The sequence below is a fragment of the Serratia sp. CY56464 genome (genome assembly GCF_052168435.1).
Lineage (GTDB): Bacteria > Pseudomonadota > Gammaproteobacteria > Enterobacterales > Enterobacteriaceae > Serratia > Serratia marcescens.
The window spans coordinates 1-18,560 of record NZ_JBJNMV010000006.1; the positions used below are offsets into that span (position 1 = coordinate 1).

Here is an 18,560-nt window from a genome sequence, read left to right on the forward strand (position 1 = left end):
TGGGCATGACCACCTTCGGTGAGTCGGCGCCGGCGGAGCAGCTGTTCGCCGAGTTCGGCTTCACCGTGGACAACGTGGTGGCGAAGGCGCAGGCGCTGCTGAAGTAAGCGGCCTGGCGCAAGCCGATAAAAAAGCCGGTCATCATGACCGGCTTTTTTTATGGGCGGAAATCGCGCTTACGACGCGGCATTGGCGCTTTCGACGCCGCGCAACCGGTCGTAAGCCGCCGCCAGCAACAGCACCAGCAGCGTAGGCTGCAGCCAGACCAGCCCCTGTTCGGCCAGCGGCAGCTTATCGAACCAGGCGGGCAGCAGGCCGCTGAAGCTGGAAGCCTTCAGGCCGTCGGCCAGGCCAAACACCAGGCTGGTGGCGATCACCGGCGCGAAGACGCGCCTGGCGCTGCGCCAGCGGTTCTGGCTGAAGCTGAGCAACACCAGCGCGATGCAGGGCGGGTAGATCGCCGTCAGCACCGGCAGCGAGACGCGGATCAGATTGGCCAGCCCCATGTTGGAGACCAGCATGGCGAAGAGGGCGAGGATGACCACCAGCGTGCGGTAAGAGAGCGGCAGGTAGCGGGAGAAGAAGTCCGCGCAGGCGCAGGTCATGCCGACCGCCGTCACCAGGCAGGCGATGAACATCAGCACCGCCATAAAGACGCTGCCCAGATCGCCGAAGGTGTGCTGTACATAGGCGTGCAGGATTGCCGCGCCATCCTGAGCGCCGTTCTCGATCAGGCTACCGCTGCCGGCGCCGAGTTTGAACATGCAGATATAGACCAGCGTCAGGCCGACGCCGGCGATCAGGCTGGCCCACAGCGTATAACGCAGCAGCAACCCGCTGTCGCTGACGCCGCGTGAGCGGGCGGCGGTAACGATAATCGAACCGAACATCAGCGCCGACAGCGTGTCCATGGTTTGATAACCCTGTACGAAGCCGGTGGAAAACGCCGAGGCTTGATAGCTGCCGACGGCGGAGAGCGGCGCGCCTGCGGGCCAGACCAGGGCGGCGATGCCGAGCGCGGCCAGCGCCAGAATTTTCAGCGGCGCCAGAATATGGCCGACGTTATCGAGCAACCGTCCGGGATAAAGCGACACAATCATCGCCAGGGTAAAGAACAGCAGGCTGTAGATGAACTGCGGCAGGGCGCCGTCGCCGGTGAAAGGTGCAATGCCGAGGGCGAAAGAGACATTGGCGGTTCGCGGCGTGGCGAACAGCGGGCCGAGCGCCAGATAGCAGACGGTCGCCAGCAGCAAGCCGGCGGTGCGGCCGATGGGGCCGGTCAGCAGGCTGATGCTGCCGCCGACGCGCGCCAACGCGATCACGGCGATCACCGGCAGGGCGACGGCGGTCACCATAAACCCGATAGCGGCCGGCCACAGATGTTCGCCGGACTGCAGTCCCACCAGCGGCGGGAAGATGATGTTGCCGGCGCCGACAAACAGGGCAAAGGTCATAAAGCCCAGGGCGATAATGTCTTTCGGGGATAAACTCTTGGTCATAACGGTATGGCACTGCCTGTATTCATGAAATAAACGGCCTGCCTGCAGAGGGCTGGCGCGTGGGGCAGCGAGCGCCCGCAAAAATTTTCGTCCGGCAGGATATAATAATTCGGCGACAAAAACCTGATTAATCCAGCGCTGTTTATCCTTGCGTGAACCGGCCGCACAGATGAATCCTGGCGGCCGGCCCGGCAGCGCGTTAGCTCGCGCGCGCCACCATGTCTATCGACAGCGGGATTTCGATATGCGGTTTAAAAGAGTCATACGCGAAGGAGACGTGGCCGTCTTCGACCGGTTTTCGGGTGAAAAAGATCAGCATATCGCGGGTTGAATTCTTACGTTTGTCCTGCGCTTCCACCGGTGAGAGGCTGTGTTTGCGTTCATGGTCGACAATCAGCAGGGTATCGAGGAAATGCCGATGCTGTATTGCGCCCAAAATCCATTCCGGCCGGGCCCGATCGAATTTGATCCCGCTGGTTTCGCGCATATCGTGAATAAAGGTCTTGGCGCTGTCGTCGGTCATGTTGTCGCAGCCGAGGAAGGTCGTCATGGTGTGGTCGACGCCGTCGCTGTGCACGCCTTCCAGCGCCGGTTCGCCCAGCATCTGCGGCGTGGTGACGGTGCGCAGGTTGAACACCGTGCAGACGAACTTGTTGATCTCCTGATTAAGCCGGGGGCGCGGCGTCACGCTCACGCCATCGATCACGTAGGCTTTGAATTTCATCAGCGCCTGAAATGCCGTATTCAACTGCAGATCGTCGTTGATGCCGCGGAAATGGCGCACCTTTCCCGAATCGTAGCGGATGAAGTCTTCCTCGACCGAGAGCACGAAAGGCTGGAACTCCAGCCGCTCAATCCGGGCGCGATCGAAGTCGAAACAGAAACGGCCGTTTCTGGACTTGCGGAAAGGCAGCGTGGGATCGTCCGCCAGATTGGCGCTGACCTGCTGCAGCCTGGCGAAATCTTCCGGCCGCGCGCCCAGCGCCAGCAGGATTGCCTGCATGGTAGCGCCGGGGATAAAGGCTGAACGGTGTTCCTGGTATGCTTTCTTAACTTCATCAAGCAGAGATAACTGTCGCATTTCTCGGAGGCCTCACGAATGATGGGGCGGTTATAAAATCTTGCTGCCGATCTCCACGTCGAAATCGGGTTTCAGCAAGACGGTGCCTTGATCCCTGGTGACCGCGGCAAGAACCAGCACTTCGGATTTAAATCCGGCAACCCGCCTGGCGGGGAAATTAACGACGGAGATGACTTTTCTGCCAAGCAGATCATCTTCCTGATAGTTTTCGCATAATTGCGCCGAACTGTTTTTAATGCCAATTTCCTCGCCGAAATCAATGCGCAGCTTATAGGCGGGTTTTAACGCCTTGTCGTTATATTCCACGGAAATAATTTCGCCAATACGCATATCCAGTTTCATAAAATCAGTGATTTCGGCCATGAGTCAGTCCCGTTAATTAAATGGCTTCAGAAAGGCTAGCAAAGGGGAATTATCCCGACAATGTCGCCGATAGGGGAATATTTATACCTGATGTAGCAATTAATTTACATTATCGTAACGTAGCGCAATTAATTATAAGCTCGATGAATTATATGAAATTGAAACTTCATTATTCACCGGTAATTATGTGCACCACCTGAACTTGGGCGTTCGCTCGGCACTGTTAAGCCCGTGTTAAATTGGTTAGTATGCCCTCATTCATCAACCGCATTCTTTCAGGTAGTGATATGGAAATAACCCCGCGTGAAAAACGCGATCGGCGAAAGGCATTTATCGCGCCGTTTTTCCTGATATTAATTTGGTCGACGGGTTTTATTGCCGCGCGTGCGGTGGCGGATCATGCCGATCCCAACCTTTTCCTGACCTTTCGCTTTTTGATCGCCGCCGCGGTATTCGCTTTGCTGGCATTGCATTGCGCCTGGCCCAAGGGGCGGCAGTTCGTGATGCACCTGCTGACCGGCATGTTGATGAATGGCGTTTATCTCGCTGCAAGTTGGTGGGCGGTGGCGAACGGCCTGGCGGCCGGGGTGATGTCGCTGATCGGCGGATTGCAGCCGTTGTTCACCGCGCTGATTTTCGCGTTGGTGCTGCGCAAATCGATAGGGTTACGCTCCTGGGCCGGACTGGCGGTCGGTTTTATCGGCGTTGCGCTGGTGCTCTCCCCTCGACTGACCGGTATCGACGTCGGCAATATGGCGCTGTTGCCGATCCTGATGGGGTTTGGCAGCATCGTCGCGCTGACGATCGGCATCATGGTGCAGAAGTCTTCGCTGGCGGCGGCCGATCTGCGGGCGGCGGGCGCCATTCAGCACCTCGGCGCCGCGATCGTGACCGGCGCGTTGGCGGCCGTGATGGGCTCCGGCGCCTGGGACAATTCGCCGACGCTGTGGTTCTCGCTGCTGTGGTCGGCCGGCGTGTTGTCGCTGGGCGGCACCGCGCTGTTTATCTGGATGGTGCGCCACGGCGATTTGACTCGCATTACCGCGCTGATGCTGCTGGTGCCGCCGGCGGCGGCGCTGCAGGCTTACGCGCTGTTTGGCGAGGCGCTGTCGCTGGTGCAGTTGGCGGGGTTTGCCCTGACCCTGCTGGGGGTCGCCATCGTACAGCGAATTCGCCTGCTGCGGCGTTCTCGCCTGGCCGAATAGTTTGCGACAGGAAGCGCCGTAAAGCCCGCGCTGCCGGGCTTTTTTATTGGCTGAAAAACGTCCAACCTCACAAAACCGAAAGATAACAAAGCAACGCCGTTGCCTCGTCACAGTTATTAACTATATGTTAATTTTTAGTTTATTAAATGTGATCAGGGGATGGATGATGATGATGAAAAAAATCAGCGCGACCGTAGCGGCAATCACTTTGCTAGGCTCCGTTTCCGCCTATGCGGCCTTCCCGGCGGGCTACCCCGCCGACTACCAGAAACTGGTCGACGGCGCGAAGAAAGAAGGCAAGGTGGTGATTTACTCGACCACCGATACCAAGGCGGCGGCGCCGCTGATCCAGGGGTTCGAGGCGTTGTATCCGGGCATCAAGGTCGAATACAACGACATGAACAGCACCGAACTGTATAACCGCTTTATCAGCGAGCAGGCGGCCGGCGGCACCAGCGGCGACGTGGTGTGGAGTTCGTCGATGGACACCATTTTGAAACTGGCGGGCGATTACGCGCAGGAATACGCCTCTCCCGAGCAGGCTCAACTGCCGAAATGGGCGGTATGGCAAGATAAGGTGTATGGCACCACCTATGAGCCGGTGGTGTTTATCTATAACAAACGCCTGATCCCGCAAGGCGATGTGCCGGATTCGCATGCGGCGCTGGCCAAGCTGATCGCCGGCCAGACGGACAAATTCAAGAAGAAAGTCACCACCTACGACATCGAAAAATCCGGCGTCGGCTTCATGCTGTCGGTGCAGGACTTCAAGGCCGATCCTAACTACTTCAAAACGTTGGCCGACGTGGCCAAGGGTGGCCTGGCGGTGCAATCCTCCACCGGCACCATGATGGAACGCGTTTCCTCCGGTGAAAATCTGATCGGCTTCAATATCCTCGGTTCATACGCCGAGGCCCGCGCCAAGAGCGACCCGTCGCTCGGCATCGTCTATCCGAAAGACTATACCCTGGTGCTGTCGCGCGTGAGCTTCATCAGCAAAGAAGCCGGTCACCCTAACGCCGCCAAGCTGTGGTTCGACTACGTGCTGTCGGAGAAAGGGCAAAATATTCTCGCCAATCAGGCTGATATCCCTTCGATCCGCAACGATGTCGAAGGCAAGAACGACATCGACGGCATGACCAAGCTGCTGGGCAACGCGCTCAAACCGATCCCGGTCGATGACAGCCTGCTGGAATATCTGCAGCCGGCCAAGCGTCTCGACTATATCAAACAATGGCGCGCCGCCGCGGCGAAATAACAGGGACTGCATTCGGACGCGCGCCTGTCGCACGGGCGCGCGCCCTTTGGTCGTCGTTTACAACCATAGGGAGCATTTATGCAAGCATGGCGCAGAAAGTGGCAGAGTCTGCCGCGCGGCCTGGTGGTGTTGATAACCGCGCTGGTTATCTATGTCCCCCTGTCGTTTATCATCATTCAAAGCTTCCTCTCGGCACCGTTTTTCTCTCCTTCCAAGGTTTTCAGCCTTGAGGCCTTCGAGTTCATCTTTACCGATCCGGATTTCTACAAGGCGCTGAAAAGCGGCTTTATTTTGGCATTCGGCCTGGTGATTATCGCCATCCCGCTCGGCGGTGTTTTGGCCTTCCTGATGGTGCGCACCGATCTGCCGGGGCGGCGGATCATCGAACCGCTGATTCTGGTGCCGATCTTCGTGTCGCCGATGGTGCTGGGTTTCGGTTACGTGGTGGCGGCGGGACCGGTAGGTTTCTTCTCGCTGTGGGCGGAGGCGCTGCTGGGCTTCGTGCCGTGGAACATCTACTCAATGGCCAGCATCGTGGCGATAGCCGGATTGACGCACGTGCCTCACGCGTATCTGTACATCTCCTCGGCGCTGCGCAGCGTGGGCTCCGACGTTGAAGAAGCGGCGCGCACCGCCGGCGCCACGCCGCTGCAGGTGATGACCGCCGTCAGTCTGCCGATGGTGCGGCCGTCTATCTTGTACGCCGGGGTGCTGTTGTTCTTCCTCGGGCTGGAAGTGTTCGGCCTGATGCTGGTGTTGGGCGATCCGGAAGGCAACCTGGTGCTGGCGACCTACCTGTACCAGTTGACCAACAAGCTGGGCACGCCGTCTTACCATCTGATGGCGGCGGTGGCGGTGGTGCTGATTTGCATCACTATTCCGTTGGTGATGCTGCAGCGCCGGCTGATGCGCACCGCCAATCGCTTTGTCACCGTCAAGGGCAAAGCCTCGCAGGCCCGCGCGCTGCCGCTCGGCAAATGGCGCTGGGTGGCCGGCGCGGTGGTGGTGTTCTGGCTGACCGTGACCATCGGCGTGCCGCTGATCGGCGTGGTGCTGCGCGCCTTTATCTCTAACTGGGGCGTGGGCGTGTCTGTCTGGGACGAGCTTTCGATCAACACCTTCCGCACTATCTGGGCGCAGCCCAACCTGCTGCGCGCCATCGTCAACTCGATGGCGATCGGGGTGATCGGCGGGGCGCTGGCGGTGGCGTGCTACCTGTTTATCGGCATCGCCATGCACCGCAAGCCGGATGGCGCCACGCGCTTCCTCGACTACAGCGTACTGGTGCCGCGCGCGGTGCCGGGGCTGTTGGCCGGTCTGGCATTCCTGTGGGTGTTCCTGTTCTTGCCGATGTGGCTGGACAAATCGCTCAAGGAGGGCTGGCTGTCGGCGTTGCCGATGGCCGAGTGGCTGCGTGCTAACTGGATTGTCTGGCTGCGTTCGCTGCGCAGCACTATCTTCAGCGTCTGGCTGGCTTACACCGTGGTATGGATGGCCTACGGCCTGAGGCTGATCTCTTCCACGTTGCTGCAGGTGGGGCCGGAGCTGGAAGAGGCGGCGCGCAGCGCCGGCGCCAGCCGCGGCCAGATCACCCGCCACGTCACCATTCCGCTGTCGCGCTATGGCCTGATCGGCTCTTGGCTGCTGATGTTCCTGATTTTTGAACGCGAATATTCCACCGGGGTGTATCTGCTGTCTCCGGGCACGGAAACCATCGGCTCGATGCTGGTTTCTCTGTGGGCCGCGGGCGCTATCGATATCGTCGCCGCGCTGTCGTTCATCAATATCCTGCTGGTGGTGCTGGGGTTGGGGATCGCCTTGCGCTTTGGAGTGAAATTACATGATTGAACTTTCGGTAGAGAATCTGCATTTGACCTATGGCGACAACCCGGTGCTGAAAGGGGTGTCGATGGATCTGAAACGGGGCGAGGTGGTCTCGCTGCTGGGCCCGTCGGGCAGCGGCAAAACCACGCTGCTGCGGGCGGTGGCCGGGCTGGAGAAACCGAGCCAGGGGCGGATCGTCATCGGCAATAACCCCGTGTACAACGGCAGCGCGCGCAGCGAAATTCCCGCCGAAGAGCGCAACCTGGGGCTGGTGTTTCAGTCCTATGCCCTGTGGCCGCATAAAACGGTGTTTGAGAACGTCGCTTACCCGCTGAAGCTGCGTAAGACCGCCTCGGCGGAAATCGCCCAGCGGGTGCAGGCGGTGCTGGATCAGCTCGGGTTGGGGCATCTGGCCAAGCGGCACCCGCACCAGCTTTCCGGCGGCCAGCAGCAGCGCGTGGCGATCGGGCGTGCGCTGGTCTACAACCCGCCGGTGATCCTGCTGGATGAGCCGCTGTCCAATCTCGACGCCAAGCTGCGCGAAGAGGCGCGGGTATTCCTGCGCGAGCTGATCATCAAGCTCGGTCTGTCGGCGCTGATGGTGACCCACGATCAGAACGAGGCGATGGCCATTTCCGATCGCATCCTGCTGCTCAATAACGGCAAAATCGAACAACAGGGCACGCCGCAGGAGATGTACGGTTCACCCACCACGCTGTTCACCGCCGAGTTCATGGGCAGCAACAACCGCTTGCCGGGCAAGGTTGTCGCGCGGGAAGGCGACCGGGCGCGCATCGAAGGCAAGGATTGGGCGCTGTGGGGCAAAGCGGGCGCCGGCGTGCAGGTCGGGCAGGAGGGCACGGCGGTGATCCGCGTGGAGCGCGTACGGTTGGGCGAAGATCCGCAGGGCAACCAGCTTGAGCTGCCGTTGCTGACCAGCATGTATCTCGGCGATCGCTGGGAATACCTGTTCCGCACCGTGGCCGAAGATTTCGTGGTGCGCGCCTATGGCCACGAGGCGCGCGATCGGGCGCTGTGCCGGCTCTCCCTGCCGGCCGATCATCTGTGGATATTCCCGAAAGCCTAATCAGGACGCCCGCTGATGCGGGCGTTCCGTTTACAGAGTTAAACCGTTAGCGGCGATCTTTTCCGAACTGTATACGTTTCCCGGCTGGCAACGTCGGCGAAAGTGCGGGTGACGGTCGAATTTTTGCGCGACTATTTCCGCGAGCACTACGGCGAAACGGGGCCGGCGAGCGAAAATCCACCGCGGCCTTAAGGCCAAAAATGTGCGCCAGATCATCTTATGCTCGTAAAACTCCCCTCCGTTACCTGAGGAACTGTTGCACCTGTTTCTTTTGCCAAAACTTTGGTTTATGCTCAGCTGAAGCGTTTCAGTTGAAGCACTCTTCGACAGAAATGCCGATGTGACGGCGGCGAAAAGCCGCTGAAGCGCGGGAATAATGCAAACTCGGCGATTCACAGCGGGCGGTGCGATCCACTACTCTATGCGGGTTAGTGAGACAACCAGTCAGCGCCGGGCGGCGCCGGTGAGTCACCCGGCGTGGACGGCCCTTTTTCAGGAGCAGCATGACCATCCGCATAGCGATAAACGGCTTTGGCCGCATCGGCCGCAGCGTATTGCGCGCACTGTACGAATCGGGACGACGGGCGGAAATCTCCGTGGTGGCGATCAACGAGCTGGCGAACGCCGAAGGCATGGCCCATCTGCTGAAGTACGATTCCAGCCACGGTCGCTTCGCCTGGGATGTGCGGCAGGAGTGCGACACGCTGAGCGTCGGAGACGACGCGATTCGCCTGTTGCACCAGCCGGCGGTGGAGCAGTTGCCCTGGGGCGAGCTGGGCGTCGACGTGGTGTTGGACTGCAGCGGCGTGTACGGCAGCCGGGCGGATGGCGAAGCCCATCTGGCGGCGGGGGCGAAGAAAGTGTTGTTCGCCCATCCGGGCGGCAACGATCTGGACGCCACCATCGTGTTCGGCGTCAACCATCAGACGCTGCTGGCGGAACACCGCATCGTGTCCAACGCCTCGTGCACCACCAACTGCATTATTCCGGTGATCAAGCTGCTGGATGACGCCTACAGCATTGAATCCGGCACCGTGACCACCATTCACTCGGCGATGAACGATCAGCCGGTGATCGACGCGTATCACGCGGATTTGCGGCGCACCCGCGCGGCGAGCCAGTCGATCATTCCGGTCGATACCAAGCTGGCTGCGGGCATCACCCGTATCTTCCCGCAGTTTTGCGATCGCTTCGAGGCGATCTCGGTGCGCGTGCCGACCATCAACGTGACGGCTATCGATCTCAGCGTCAGCGTGAGCGCCGCGGTGAAGGTGGCGGAGGTCAACCAGCTGTTGCAAAAGGCCGCACGGGAATCATTTCGTGGTATAGTTGACTACACGGAATTACCATTGGTCTCGATCGATTTTAACCATGACCCGCACAGCGCTATCGTCGACGGTACGCAGACTCGGGTCAGCGGGCAGCACCTGATAAAGACCTTGGTCTGGTGCGACAATGAATGGGGCTTTGCCAATCGGATGTTGGATACAACACGGGCAATGGCCGCCAGCGGTTTCTAGTACGGCGGCGCCGGCGTGATTGGCGCGCTGCTCAGGCAATTTTATAGAGATTCAATAAAGAGGGTTCACCATGTCTGTAATTAAGATGACCGATCTGGATCTGGCGGGTAAACGCGTACTGATCCGCTCCGATCTGAACGTGCCGGTAAAAGACGGTAAAGTGACTTCCGACGCGCGTATCCGCGCTTCCCTGCCGACTATCGAAGCTGCGCTGAAGCAAGGCGCCCGCGTGATGGTAACCTCCCACCTGGGTCGTCCTACCGAAGGCGAGTACAACGAAGAATTCTCCCTGCTGCCTGTGGTCAACTACCTGAAAGAACACCTGAAATCCCCAGTGCGTCTGGCGAAGGATTATCTGGATGGCGTCGACGTCGCCGAAGGCGAACTGGTGGTGCTGGAAAACGTCCGCTTCAACAAGGGCGAGAAGAAAGACGACGAAACCCTGTCCAAGAAATACGCGGCGCTGTGCGACGTGTACGTGATGGATGCATTCGGCACCGCGCACCGCGCGCAGGCTTCCACCCACGGCGTGGGCAAGTTCGCGCCTGTCGCCTGTGCCGGTCCGCTGTTGTCCGCCGAACTGGAAGCGCTGGGCAAAGCGCTGGGCAACCCGGCCCGTCCGATGGTCGCCATCGTGGGCGGTTCTAAAGTGTCCACCAAACTGACCGTGCTGGATTCCCTGTCCAAAATCGCCGATCAGCTGATCGTCGGCGGCGGCATCGCCAACACCTTCGTGGCGGCGCAGGGCAACAACGTGGGCCAGTCCCTGTACGAACCTGACCTGATCCCGAACGCGCAGAAACTGCTGGAAACCTGCGACATTCCGGTGCCGACCGACGTGCGCGTAGCGACCGAGTTCTCCGAAACCGCAACCGCGACCGTGAAGCAGGCCAACGAGATCCAGGACAACGAGCAAATTCTGGATATGGGCGACGTCTCTGCCGAGCGTCTGGCCGTTATCCTGAAGAACGCCAAGACCATTCTGTGGAATGGCCCGGTTGGCGTATTCGAGTTCCCTAACTTCCGTAAGGGCACCGAAATTGTCGCCCGCGCGATCGCCGATAGCGACGCTTTCTCTATCGCTGGCGGCGGCGACACTCTGGCAGCCATCGATCTGTTCGGTATCGCTGACAAAATTTCCTACATCTCCACCGGCGGTGGCGCATTCCTGGAATTCGTTGAAGGGAAACCGCTGCCTGCAGTCGTGATGCTGGAAGAGCGCGCTAAGCAGTAATTCAGACAACGGGAGGCGAAAGCCGCCCGTTTGTTTTATACCGCGCGGCTAACGCTGCGCGGCGTGAAAACATCGATTTACATCCATCTACGGCCGACGAAACAGGACAAAGTAACATGTCTAAAATTTTTGATTTCGTAAAACCGGGTGTCATCACGGGTGATGACGTTCAGAAAGTCTTCGCAGTTGCTAAAGAGAACAACTTTGCGCTGCCAGCGGTAAACTGCGTGGGTACCGACTCCATCAACGCAGTGCTGGAAGCCGCGGCTAAAGTGCGCGCGCCGGTCATCGTTCAGTTCTCCAACGGCGGCGCCGCGTTCATCGCCGGCAAAGGCGTGAAGACCGATGTGCCTCAGGGCGCAGCGATTCTGGGCGCCATTTCTGGCGCACACCACGTTCACCAGATGGCTGAACACTACGGCGTGCCGGTGATCCTGCACACCGACCACTGCGCGAAGAAACTGCTGCCATGGCTGGACGGCCTGCTGGACGCCGGCGAGAAGCACTTCGCCGCTACCGGCAAACCGCTGTTCTCTTCCCACATGATCGATCTGTCTGAAGAGTCTCTGGAAGAAAACATCGAAATCTGCAGCGCCTACCTGAAGCGCATGGCCAAAATCGGCATGACGCTGGAAATCGAACTGGGCTGCACCGGCGGTGAAGAAGACGGCGTGGACAACAGCCATATGGACGCTTCCGCACTGTACACCCAGCCGGAAGACGTGGCTTACGCGTACGAAAAACTGAACGCCATCAGCCCGCGCTTCACCATCGCTGCATCGTTCGGTAACGTGCACGGCGTGTACAAGCCAGGCAACGTTAAGCTGACTCCTACCATCCTGCGCGATTCTCAGAAATACGTTTCCGAGAAATTCAACCTGCCGCATAACAGCCTGAACTTCGTGTTCCACGGCGGCTCCGGTTCCAGCGATGCGGAAATCAAAGAGTCCGTCAGCTACGGCGTGATCAAGATGAACATCGATACCGATACCCAATGGGCGACCTGGGACGGCATCCTGCAGTACTACAAAGCAAACGAAGCTTACCTGCAGGGCCAGCTGGGCAACCCGAAAGGCGCCGATCAGCCGAACAAGAAATACTACGATCCACGCGTATGGCTGCGCGCAGCGCAGACCAGCATGGTGACGCGTCTGGAGCAGGCTTTCAAAGATCTGAACGCGGTAGACGTTCTGTAATCTTCGGCACCTGTTGCACGATGCAAAAGGCTCCCTGCGGGGAGCCTTTTTTGTTTTCAGCCCAGCAGGCCGGCGCCGACGTTGATCGACAGGCCCAGGATCAGCATGTTGAACACGAACGAAATAACCGACTGCACGAGCGCGATTTTACGCACCTCCGCGGCGCCGACCGCCACGTCGGCGGTTTGCGACGCGACCGCGATGGTGAAGGAGAAGTAGGCGAAGTCCAGATAGGTCGGCTCGGTGAGATTGCCGGGGAACAGCAGCGGCAAAGGATCCCGCTGTGCGCCCTGACGATAAAACTGATGGGCATAGTGCATGGTGAAGGCGGTCGGCAGCAGCAGCCAGGAGACTGCCAGCGTTGCGCCGGTTAACGCCAGATGTAGCGTTTTCAGCGAGTCGCTGGCCTGTTTGGCGCTGCTCAATTCGAACAGGATCGCCAGAATGCTCACCAGACAACCGAAACTGACCAGCGCCAACACCGTGCTGGCGCTTTCATCCTGTCGCCGGGCGATCTGGCGAATGTGCTGCGGCGTGCTGACCAGCATCAGCCGCCAGAGAAACAGCAGATAGAGCCAGGCCAGCGTATTCCAGCCGATCATCAGGCGCTGCAGCAACGAGAGTTGGGCGGGCAGCAACAGAAAGCACAACAGCCCGGCGCCGACGGAAAACAGCAGCCTGGGCCGCACTTGCCAATAGTGTTTGAGCGAAGAGCGAATGTGCATGAAGAACGGATCTCTTGTCGTGAAATGGCCAACGCGCTGTTTTCAGCATAGAAGAAGCGGCGGGCGGTTTAGGCTATTTTTAACGCTGACGGTTGGCATGAGCCTTTAATGTTGGTTACCCTTAGGCGGTGGTTTCCTACTGGCTGCCGAAGCCAGTGTATTTTTGCGAGTTTCTCCCGTTAGGGACTGAGTTAGGACGACACGAATGAAAGATTTGAATGTAGTAGACGGCATCAACGGTGCCGGCGACTGGTTGGTGAAGAACCAGGATCTGTTGATCCAGTACGCGGTGAATATCGTCGCCGCCATCGTTATCCTGATCATCGGTTCGATCGTGGCCCGCGTGGTCGGCAATGCGCTGAACCGCGTGATGAAACTGCGCGGCATCGACGCCACGGTAGCTGACTTCCTGTCGGCGATCGTACGTTACGGCGTGCTGGCGTTCACCTTCATCGCGGTGCTGGGGCGCGTCGGCGTGCAGACCACCTCGGTGATCGCCGTGCTGGGTGCCGCCGGTTTGGCCGTCGGTCTGGCGCTGCAAGGCTCGCTGTCCAACTTCGCCGCCGGCGTGCTGCTGGTGATCTTCCGCCCGCTGCGCGTGGGTGAGTATGTCGATCTGGGCGGCGTGGCCGGCACCGTCGATCAGGTGCAGATTTTCTCCACCACCCTGCGCACCGCAGACAACAAAACCATCGTGGTGCCGAACGGTAAAATCATCGCCGGCAACATCATCAACTACTCCCGCGAACCGAACCGCCGCGTGGATATCGTGGTAGGCGTGGCCTACAACGCCGATATCGACGTGGTGAAAAAGGTGTTGGGCGACGTGATCGCCGCCGACAAACGCATCATGCACGCTAAAGGCGTGACCGTGCGTCTGAACGAGATGGCGCCATCTTCCCTGAACTTCGTGACCCGTTCCTGGACCACTAACGCGGAATACTGGAACGTGTACTTCGATCTGATGGAAAACTTCAAGCGCGCGCTGGATGCCCACAACATCGGCATTCCGTTCCCGCAGATGGACGTGCACCTGTATCGCACCGAAGACGCTTCCGCCAAGGCGGAATAACACAGAAGGGGGCCTTGGCCCCCTTTTTTATTGCGGGCCGAGACGCTACCGATGGCGTCTCGGCCTTTTATTTCCGCGAGTTCAGATGCCGGCCGCCGGTTCGGTCAACGGCGCGCGGTGGCGCAGGCTGAGGCGATAAAGCAGGAAGATGGCGGCTGCGCCCAGCAGCGCCGGCAACGCCAGCCAGAGGAAGAACACTTCTGGCGATCCGGCGGCGGTCATCATCCAGGCGCCGAGCATCGAGCCGACGATCGAGCCGAAGCGGCCATTGGCCATGGCCCAACTGACGCCGGTGACGCGGGCTGCGGTCGGGTAAAGGGTGGCGGAAACCAGGTTCAGGCCGTTCTGCGCGCCGGCCACGCCGAAGCCGATAAGGAATACAATGGCGGCCAGCGTGTAGACGTCGCCCATCAGATACCCGGTCGCGCCGATCACCAGCGCGGCGCCCAGGTAGGAGACGGCCAATACGCGGTAGGGTCCGACCCGATCCATCAGCAGCGCCATGAGGATGGCACCCAGGGTGCCGCCGAGCGGCACCATGGCTCCGATGCGCGAGGCGTGGGCGATATCGTAACCGGCATCTTTGAGTATCGTCGGCAACCAGCTGGTGAGCAGGTAGAACACGAACAGCGAACAGAAGAACGCCGCCCACAGCAGCAGGGTGCGCACGGCGCGCCCTTCGATAAACAGATGCGAGATCGGCGATTTGACCTGCGCCGGACGCTCGTCATCGACAATCGTCACACCGGCCCAACGCTGGCCGGTGATGCGCTCGACCACCCGGCGCAGCCGATCGGCATGTTTGGCGCTGGCGGCCATAAAGCGTACTGATTCGGGCATCTGCCAGGCCAACAGCGGCAGCAGCGCCAATGGCGCAATGCCGCCGACCACCAGCAGGCCGCGCCAGCCAAATGCAGGAATGATCTGCCCGGCCAGCAGGCCGCCCAAGGCCAGCCCGGCGGTAAAGCCGCTCCAGCTCAGGGTGACCATCAGCATGCGCCGGCGCGCCGGTGAGTACTCAGAGCTGAGGGTGATGCAGGTCGGTATCGCGCCCCCGAGGCCAATGCCGGTGATGAAGCGCAACAGGGTCAGGGATTCGATCGAATGCGCATAGGCCGAAGCCAGGGTGCAGCCGCCAAACACCAGCACCGCGACGAGCAGCACGCGTTTGCGGCCGATGGCGTCGGCGAGCGGCCCGAACAGCAGGCTGCCGATCAGCAGGCCGAACAATCCCGCACCGAAGGCGGGGGAGAGCTGCGCTGGCTGCAGGCCCCACTCTTCGCGCAGCGCCGGGGCGATATAGCCGATGATGGCGGTATCGAAGCCGTCCAGCAGGGCGATCAGGAAACACAGGGCGAGGATGAGAATTTGATAAGGCGAGATCTTGGCGCGATCGATAATTTCGCTGATGCGAGCGGTATCTGGGCTCATGAGGGTTCCACTGTTATTAAGCTGGTGTGGGCTGGCTGAGGGGCCGTTCAGGCCGCTTTGGCTGGCATCGCGTAGAAATCCGAGTATACACCAGAGCGGGGGCGTTGCGGGGAGGGGGAGTCGATGATAATCGCCCGCCGCAGGAGGCTACTGCGGCGGGCGCTGGCGCGGTTATTTGGCCAACAGTTCTCGGCGCACGATTTCGGCGCCTGCGCTTAAGGCATTCAGCTTGCCGCTGGCGACCTGACGGGGCAGGGGAGCCATGCCGCAGTTGGTCGACGGATAGAGCTTGTCGGCATCGACAAACTGCAGCGCTTTGCGCAGCGTAGCGGCTACTTCCTCCGGCGTCTCAACGGCATGATTCGCTACGTCGATGGCGCCGACCATCACTTTCTTACCGCGAATCAGTTCAAGCAGATCCATCGGCACGTGCGAGTTATGGCACTCCAACGAGATAATATCGATAGTCGACGTTTGCAGCTTGGGAAACGCCTCTTCATATTGCCGCCACTCAGAGCCCAGCGTCTTTTTCCAATCGGTATTGGCCTTAATGCCGTATCCATAGCAGATATGTACGGCCGTTTCACACTTAAGCCCTTCAACGGCTCTTTCCAGGGCGGCGATGCCCCAGTCATTCACCTCGTCAAAGAACACATTAAATGCGGGCTCATCAAACTGAATAATGTCGACGCCGGCGGCCTCAAGCTCTTTGGCTTCCTGATTGAGGATCTTGGCGAACTCCCAGGCCAATTTCTCGCGGCTTTTATAGTGGTTGTCATAAAGCGTGTCGATCATGGTCATCGGCCCCGGCAGGGCCCATTTAATCGGCTGCTTGGTCAGCTGGCGTAAAAATTTGGCGTCTTCAACGAAAACGGGTTTTTGGCGCGAGACCGCCCCCACAACGGTTGGCACGCTCGCTTCGTAGCGATTGCGGATTTTAACCACTTCGCGTTTCTCGAAATCGACGCCGCTGAGGTGCTCGATAAACGTCGTGACGAAGTGCTGACGCGTTTGCTCGCCATCGCTGACGATATCGATGCCGGCCTGTTGTTGCTCTGCCAGCGACAAACGCAAGGCGTCCTGTTTCCCTTCGATTAATTCTTCATTCTGCAATTTCCAGGGCGACCACAGGGTTTCCGGTTGGGCCAGCCAGACAGGTTTGGGCAAGCTGCCGGCGGTCGACGTAGGGAGCAATATTTTCATGATAGATGACCTGTATTTGAGTGAATCAAAGCGCGTAGTGAGCAGACCATTGCTCAAGAAGAGGTTTGTAGGGTTTGATAAATTGCTCTTCCGTAAATTTCCCCTGCTCAATCGCCAACTGGCTACGCTCTTCGCGATCGTAAACAATCTTGGTTAATGAATGATCCTGGTTATTCAGGCTGGGCTGATAGCATTGCCCCGCCGCCGAGTTGGCATTGTAAATTTCAGGCCGATAAATTTTCTGGAAGGTCTCCATCGTGCTGATGGTGCCGATCAGTTCCAGATCGGTGTAATCGCTCAGCAAATCCCCGGGGAAATAAAACGCCAGGGGCGCGACGCTATTTTTCGGCATGAAATAGCGCACCTGCAGGCCCATTTTTTTAAAATACCGGTCGGTCAGCGAAGCGCCGTCTTGCCGATACTCGTCGCCCAACACCGGGTGTTGATTGCCCGTCCGATGGTAGGTGTCTTTGCTGGACACGCTGAGGCAAATCACCGGCGGTTTGCTGAAATTTTCATGGTATTCGTTTGAATTGACGAAGTGCTTAAAGATATTGCCGTGCAAATCGCCGAAATCATCCGGAATGGTAAATTCCGCCGTGTTTTTATTGTGCGCCGGCAGCAAGACGCTAAAGTCGTAATCGCGCACGTAAGAGGAGAAATTGTTCCCAACGATGCCCTCGATACGCTTTTGCGTTTTTTTATCAAGGATGTTGGTTTTCAGGATTTCGATCACCGGGAAGCTGGCGCCCTGATCTTCAATGCGCATCTCAACCGAGATGATTTCAAGCTCGACCGAATAGCGATCGGCCTTGGGGTTATCCCAATGCGCCAACGTATTGAAGCGATTGTTAATCATCACCAGCGTATTGCGCAGGTTCTCCCGGCGATTTTCCCCTCTGGCCAAATTGGCGAAGTTGGTGGTGATGCGCGTACTTTCAGAAGGGTTATAATCTTCATCGAAAGAACTGCTCTTAATCGTAAAGGTAAAGTCTCTATTCATCGTCTTATAGCATCCTGTTATATGATATGAAGGCTGGATTTATCCATTATATTTCAATGGTTTGTTTTTCTCTTTTTTCATTCAGCCGATTTCATATTGTCTGTCGTTAATGAGGTCTATTTTTGCCAGAGTCCCGGTGGGAGTGAAAGAGACTTAATTTCATTACCACATGAGCGGTATTCATGATCTGGCGTTCAGGTCGGTTTACCGCCGTTGCCCTGCGGCGCAAACCGCCGGTGGGTTGGGCCGGCAACCTGGTGCAGCCTGAAAAATTACGGGTATAATCCCTCCATGATCCCACGGCTTCAGACACGAACATGACAAAACTCACCTTACAAGAGCAGATGCTCAAAGCGGGCTTGGTAACCAGCAAGAAAATGGCCAAAGTCCAGAGAACGGCTAAAAAATCACGCGTTCAGGCCCGCGAGGCCAGAGAGGCGGTGGAAGAGAATAAAAAGGCGCAGCTTGAGCGCGATAAGCAACTGAGCGAGCAGCAAAAGCAGGCCGCGTTGTCCAAAGAGTACAAGGCGCAGGTGAAGCAGCTGATCGAGATGAACCGCATCGTCCTGGCGAAAGGCGATATCGGTTTCAACTTCACCGACGGCAACCTGATCAAAAAAATCCTGGTGGATAAGGCGACGCAGACGCAGCTGATCAATGGCCGCCTCGCCATTGCCCGCTTGGTGGTCGAGAACCGGGAAGAGTGTGAATACGCGATTATCCCCGCGAGCGTCGCCGATAAAATCGCGCAGCGCGATGCGGCCAGCATAGTGCTGCACAGTGCGCTGAGTCAGGAAGAACAGGATGAAGACGATCCGTACGCCGACTTTAAAGTGCCCGACGATTTGATGTGGTAAGC

The 18,560-nt window shown here is 58.7% G+C and carries 16 protein-coding genes and 2 pseudogenes; 11 read left to right on the top strand and 7 right to left on the bottom strand.

What is annotated here, in order from left to right:
* Nucleotides 1-107, top strand: a pseudogene (locus tag ACJ8KE_RS20660) (transketolase-like TK C-terminal-containing protein); the annotation flags it as partial.
* Nucleotides 108-176: 69 nt separating this feature from the next.
* Here ACJ8KE_RS20660 and brnQ read toward each other — a convergent pair.
* The 3 genes from brnQ to ACJ8KE_RS20675 form a co-directional block, all read right to left on the bottom strand.
* Nucleotides 177-1,499, bottom strand: coding sequence for a branched-chain amino acid transport system II carrier protein (brnQ, locus tag ACJ8KE_RS20665; protein ID WP_016930038.1), 1,323 nt, complete (start codon nucleotides 1,497-1,499; stop codon nucleotides 177-179).
* Between the two features lie 199 nt (nucleotides 1,500-1,698).
* On the bottom strand, nucleotides 1,699-2,580 hold the full coding sequence (locus ACJ8KE_RS20670) for a 2OG-Fe dioxygenase family protein (protein WP_028127702.1): 882 nt from the start codon (nucleotides 2,578-2,580) through the stop codon (nucleotides 1,699-1,701).
* 30 nt (nucleotides 2,581-2,610) lie between these two features.
* On the bottom strand, nucleotides 2,611-2,943 hold the full coding sequence (locus ACJ8KE_RS20675) for a tRNA-binding protein (protein ID WP_004931561.1): 333 nt from the start codon (nucleotides 2,941-2,943) through the stop codon (nucleotides 2,611-2,613).
* Nucleotides 2,944-3,230: 287 nt separating this feature from the next.
* On the opposite strand from ACJ8KE_RS20675, the gene ACJ8KE_RS20680 reads away from it, so the two are divergent.
* The 8 genes and pseudogenes from ACJ8KE_RS20680 (at nucleotide 3,231) to fbaA (ending at nucleotide 12,267) form a co-directional block, all read left to right on the top strand.
* Nucleotides 3,231-4,148 carry a DMT family transporter gene (locus ACJ8KE_RS20680; RefSeq protein WP_016930036.1) on the top strand — a complete coding sequence of 306 codons (918 nt, stop codon included), beginning with the start codon at nucleotides 3,231-3,233 and terminating at the stop codon, nucleotides 4,146-4,148.
* A gap of 169 nt (nucleotides 4,149-4,317) precedes the next feature.
* Nucleotides 4,318-5,406, top strand: coding sequence for an ABC transporter substrate-binding protein (locus ACJ8KE_RS20685; protein WP_122016998.1), 1,089 nt, complete (start codon nucleotides 4,318-4,320; stop codon nucleotides 5,404-5,406).
* 78 nt (nucleotides 5,407-5,484) lie between these two features.
* A complete protein-coding gene (locus ACJ8KE_RS20690; protein ID WP_016930034.1) occupies nucleotides 5,485-7,254 on the top strand; it encodes an ABC transporter permease in 1,770 nt (589 codons plus the stop codon).
* A complete protein-coding gene (locus ACJ8KE_RS20695; protein ID WP_079450569.1) occupies nucleotides 7,247-8,317 on the top strand; it encodes an ABC transporter ATP-binding protein in 1,071 nt (356 codons plus the stop codon). Before ACJ8KE_RS20690 ends, ACJ8KE_RS20695 begins: the two co-directional genes overlap by 8 nt.
* 69 nt (nucleotides 8,318-8,386) lie before the next feature.
* Nucleotides 8,387-8,509 (top strand): annotated as a pseudogene (locus ACJ8KE_RS20700) (LysR family transcriptional regulator); the annotation flags it as partial.
* Between the two features lie 311 nt (nucleotides 8,510-8,820).
* Entirely contained in the window at nucleotides 8,821-9,837 is a 1,017-nt protein-coding gene (gene epd, locus ACJ8KE_RS20705) for an erythrose-4-phosphate dehydrogenase (RefSeq protein WP_004931582.1), read from the top strand.
* Nucleotides 9,838-9,907: 70 nt separating this feature from the next.
* The gene (gene pgk / locus ACJ8KE_RS20710; RefSeq protein WP_028127700.1) at nucleotides 9,908-11,071 is read left to right on the top strand and encodes a phosphoglycerate kinase; all 1,164 of its coding nucleotides are present in this window, start codon (nucleotides 9,908-9,910) and stop codon (nucleotides 11,069-11,071) included.
* Nucleotides 11,072-11,187: 116 nt separating this feature from the next.
* The gene (gene fbaA, locus ACJ8KE_RS20715) at nucleotides 11,188-12,267 is read left to right on the top strand and encodes a class II fructose-bisphosphate aldolase (protein ID WP_004931586.1); all 1,080 of its coding nucleotides are present in this window, start codon (nucleotides 11,188-11,190) and stop codon (nucleotides 12,265-12,267) included.
* A gap of 56 nt (nucleotides 12,268-12,323) precedes the next feature.
* Here the strand turns inward: fbaA and ACJ8KE_RS20720 are convergent, their stop codons facing one another.
* Nucleotides 12,324-12,992: a DUF1345 domain-containing protein gene (locus ACJ8KE_RS20720; protein ID WP_016930030.1), complete on the bottom strand. Its 669-nt coding sequence runs from the start codon at nucleotides 12,990-12,992 to the stop codon at nucleotides 12,324-12,326.
* 205 nt (nucleotides 12,993-13,197) lie between these two features.
* Between ACJ8KE_RS20720 and mscS the strand changes: the two genes are divergently transcribed.
* Nucleotides 13,198-14,064: a small-conductance mechanosensitive channel MscS gene (mscS, locus tag ACJ8KE_RS20725; protein ID WP_015378992.1), complete on the top strand. Its 867-nt coding sequence runs from the start codon at nucleotides 13,198-13,200 to the stop codon at nucleotides 14,062-14,064.
* An 81-nt stretch (nucleotides 14,065-14,145) separates the two neighbouring features.
* Here the strand turns inward: mscS and ACJ8KE_RS20730 are convergent, their stop codons facing one another.
* The 3 genes from ACJ8KE_RS20730 to ACJ8KE_RS20740 form a co-directional block, all read right to left on the bottom strand.
* Entirely contained in the window at nucleotides 14,146-15,495 is a 1,350-nt protein-coding gene (locus ACJ8KE_RS20730) for an MFS transporter (RefSeq protein WP_306376944.1), read from the bottom strand.
* A gap of 171 nt (nucleotides 15,496-15,666) precedes the next feature.
* Nucleotides 15,667-16,698 (bottom strand): methionine synthase, encoded by a 1,032-nt coding sequence (locus ACJ8KE_RS20735; protein ID WP_028127699.1) that lies wholly within the window; start codon nucleotides 16,696-16,698, stop codon nucleotides 15,667-15,669.
* 25 nt (nucleotides 16,699-16,723) lie between these two features.
* Complete coding sequence (locus ACJ8KE_RS20740; protein WP_016930027.1) at nucleotides 16,724-17,701, bottom strand: DUF1852 domain-containing protein; 978 nt, start codon at nucleotides 17,699-17,701, stop codon at nucleotides 16,724-16,726.
* A 317-nt stretch (nucleotides 17,702-18,018) separates the two neighbouring features.
* Between ACJ8KE_RS20740 and ACJ8KE_RS20745 the strand changes: the two genes are divergently transcribed.
* A complete protein-coding gene (locus tag ACJ8KE_RS20745) occupies nucleotides 18,019-18,558 on the top strand; it encodes a DUF2058 domain-containing protein (protein ID WP_025160208.1) in 540 nt (179 codons plus the stop codon).
* Nucleotides 18,559-18,560: the final 2 nt, after the last annotated feature.

Bases quoted from the DNA above. Each gene is read 5' to 3' on its own strand.
- brnQ (WP_016930038.1), bottom strand. From the start codon at position 1,499: ATGACCAAGAGTTTATCCCCGAAAGACATTATCGCCCTGGGCTTTATG.
- ACJ8KE_RS20670 (WP_028127702.1), bottom strand. From the start codon at position 2,580: ATGCGACAGTTATCTCTGCTTGATGAAGTTAAGAAAGCATACCAGGAA.
- ACJ8KE_RS20675 (WP_004931561.1), bottom strand. From the start codon at position 2,943: ATGGCCGAAATCACTGATTTTATGAAACTGGATATGCGTATTGGCGAA.
- ACJ8KE_RS20680 (WP_016930036.1), top strand. From the start codon at position 3,231: ATGGAAATAACCCCGCGTGAAAAACGCGATCGGCGAAAGGCATTTATC.
- ACJ8KE_RS20685 (WP_122016998.1), top strand. From the start codon at position 4,318: ATGATGAAAAAAATCAGCGCGACCGTAGCGGCAATCACTTTGCTAGGC.
- ACJ8KE_RS20690 (WP_016930034.1), top strand. From the start codon at position 5,485: ATGCAAGCATGGCGCAGAAAGTGGCAGAGTCTGCCGCGCGGCCTGGTG.
- ACJ8KE_RS20695 (WP_079450569.1), top strand. From the start codon at position 7,247: ATGATTGAACTTTCGGTAGAGAATCTGCATTTGACCTATGGCGACAAC.
- epd (WP_004931582.1), top strand. From the start codon at position 8,821: ATGACCATCCGCATAGCGATAAACGGCTTTGGCCGCATCGGCCGCAGC.
- pgk (WP_028127700.1), top strand. From the start codon at position 9,908: ATGTCTGTAATTAAGATGACCGATCTGGATCTGGCGGGTAAACGCGTA.
- fbaA (WP_004931586.1), top strand. From the start codon at position 11,188: ATGTCTAAAATTTTTGATTTCGTAAAACCGGGTGTCATCACGGGTGAT.
- ACJ8KE_RS20720 (WP_016930030.1), bottom strand. From the start codon at position 12,992: ATGCACATTCGCTCTTCGCTCAAACACTATTGGCAAGTGCGGCCCAGG.
- mscS (WP_015378992.1), top strand. From the start codon at position 13,198: ATGAAAGATTTGAATGTAGTAGACGGCATCAACGGTGCCGGCGACTGG.
- ACJ8KE_RS20730 (WP_306376944.1), bottom strand. From the start codon at position 15,495: ATGAGCCCAGATACCGCTCGCATCAGCGAAATTATCGATCGCGCCAAG.
- ACJ8KE_RS20735 (WP_028127699.1), bottom strand. From the start codon at position 16,698: ATGAAAATATTGCTCCCTACGTCGACCGCCGGCAGCTTGCCCAAACCT.
- ACJ8KE_RS20740 (WP_016930027.1), bottom strand. From the start codon at position 17,701: ATGAATAGAGACTTTACCTTTACGATTAAGAGCAGTTCTTTCGATGAA.
- ACJ8KE_RS20745 (WP_025160208.1), top strand. From the start codon at position 18,019: ATGACAAAACTCACCTTACAAGAGCAGATGCTCAAAGCGGGCTTGGTA.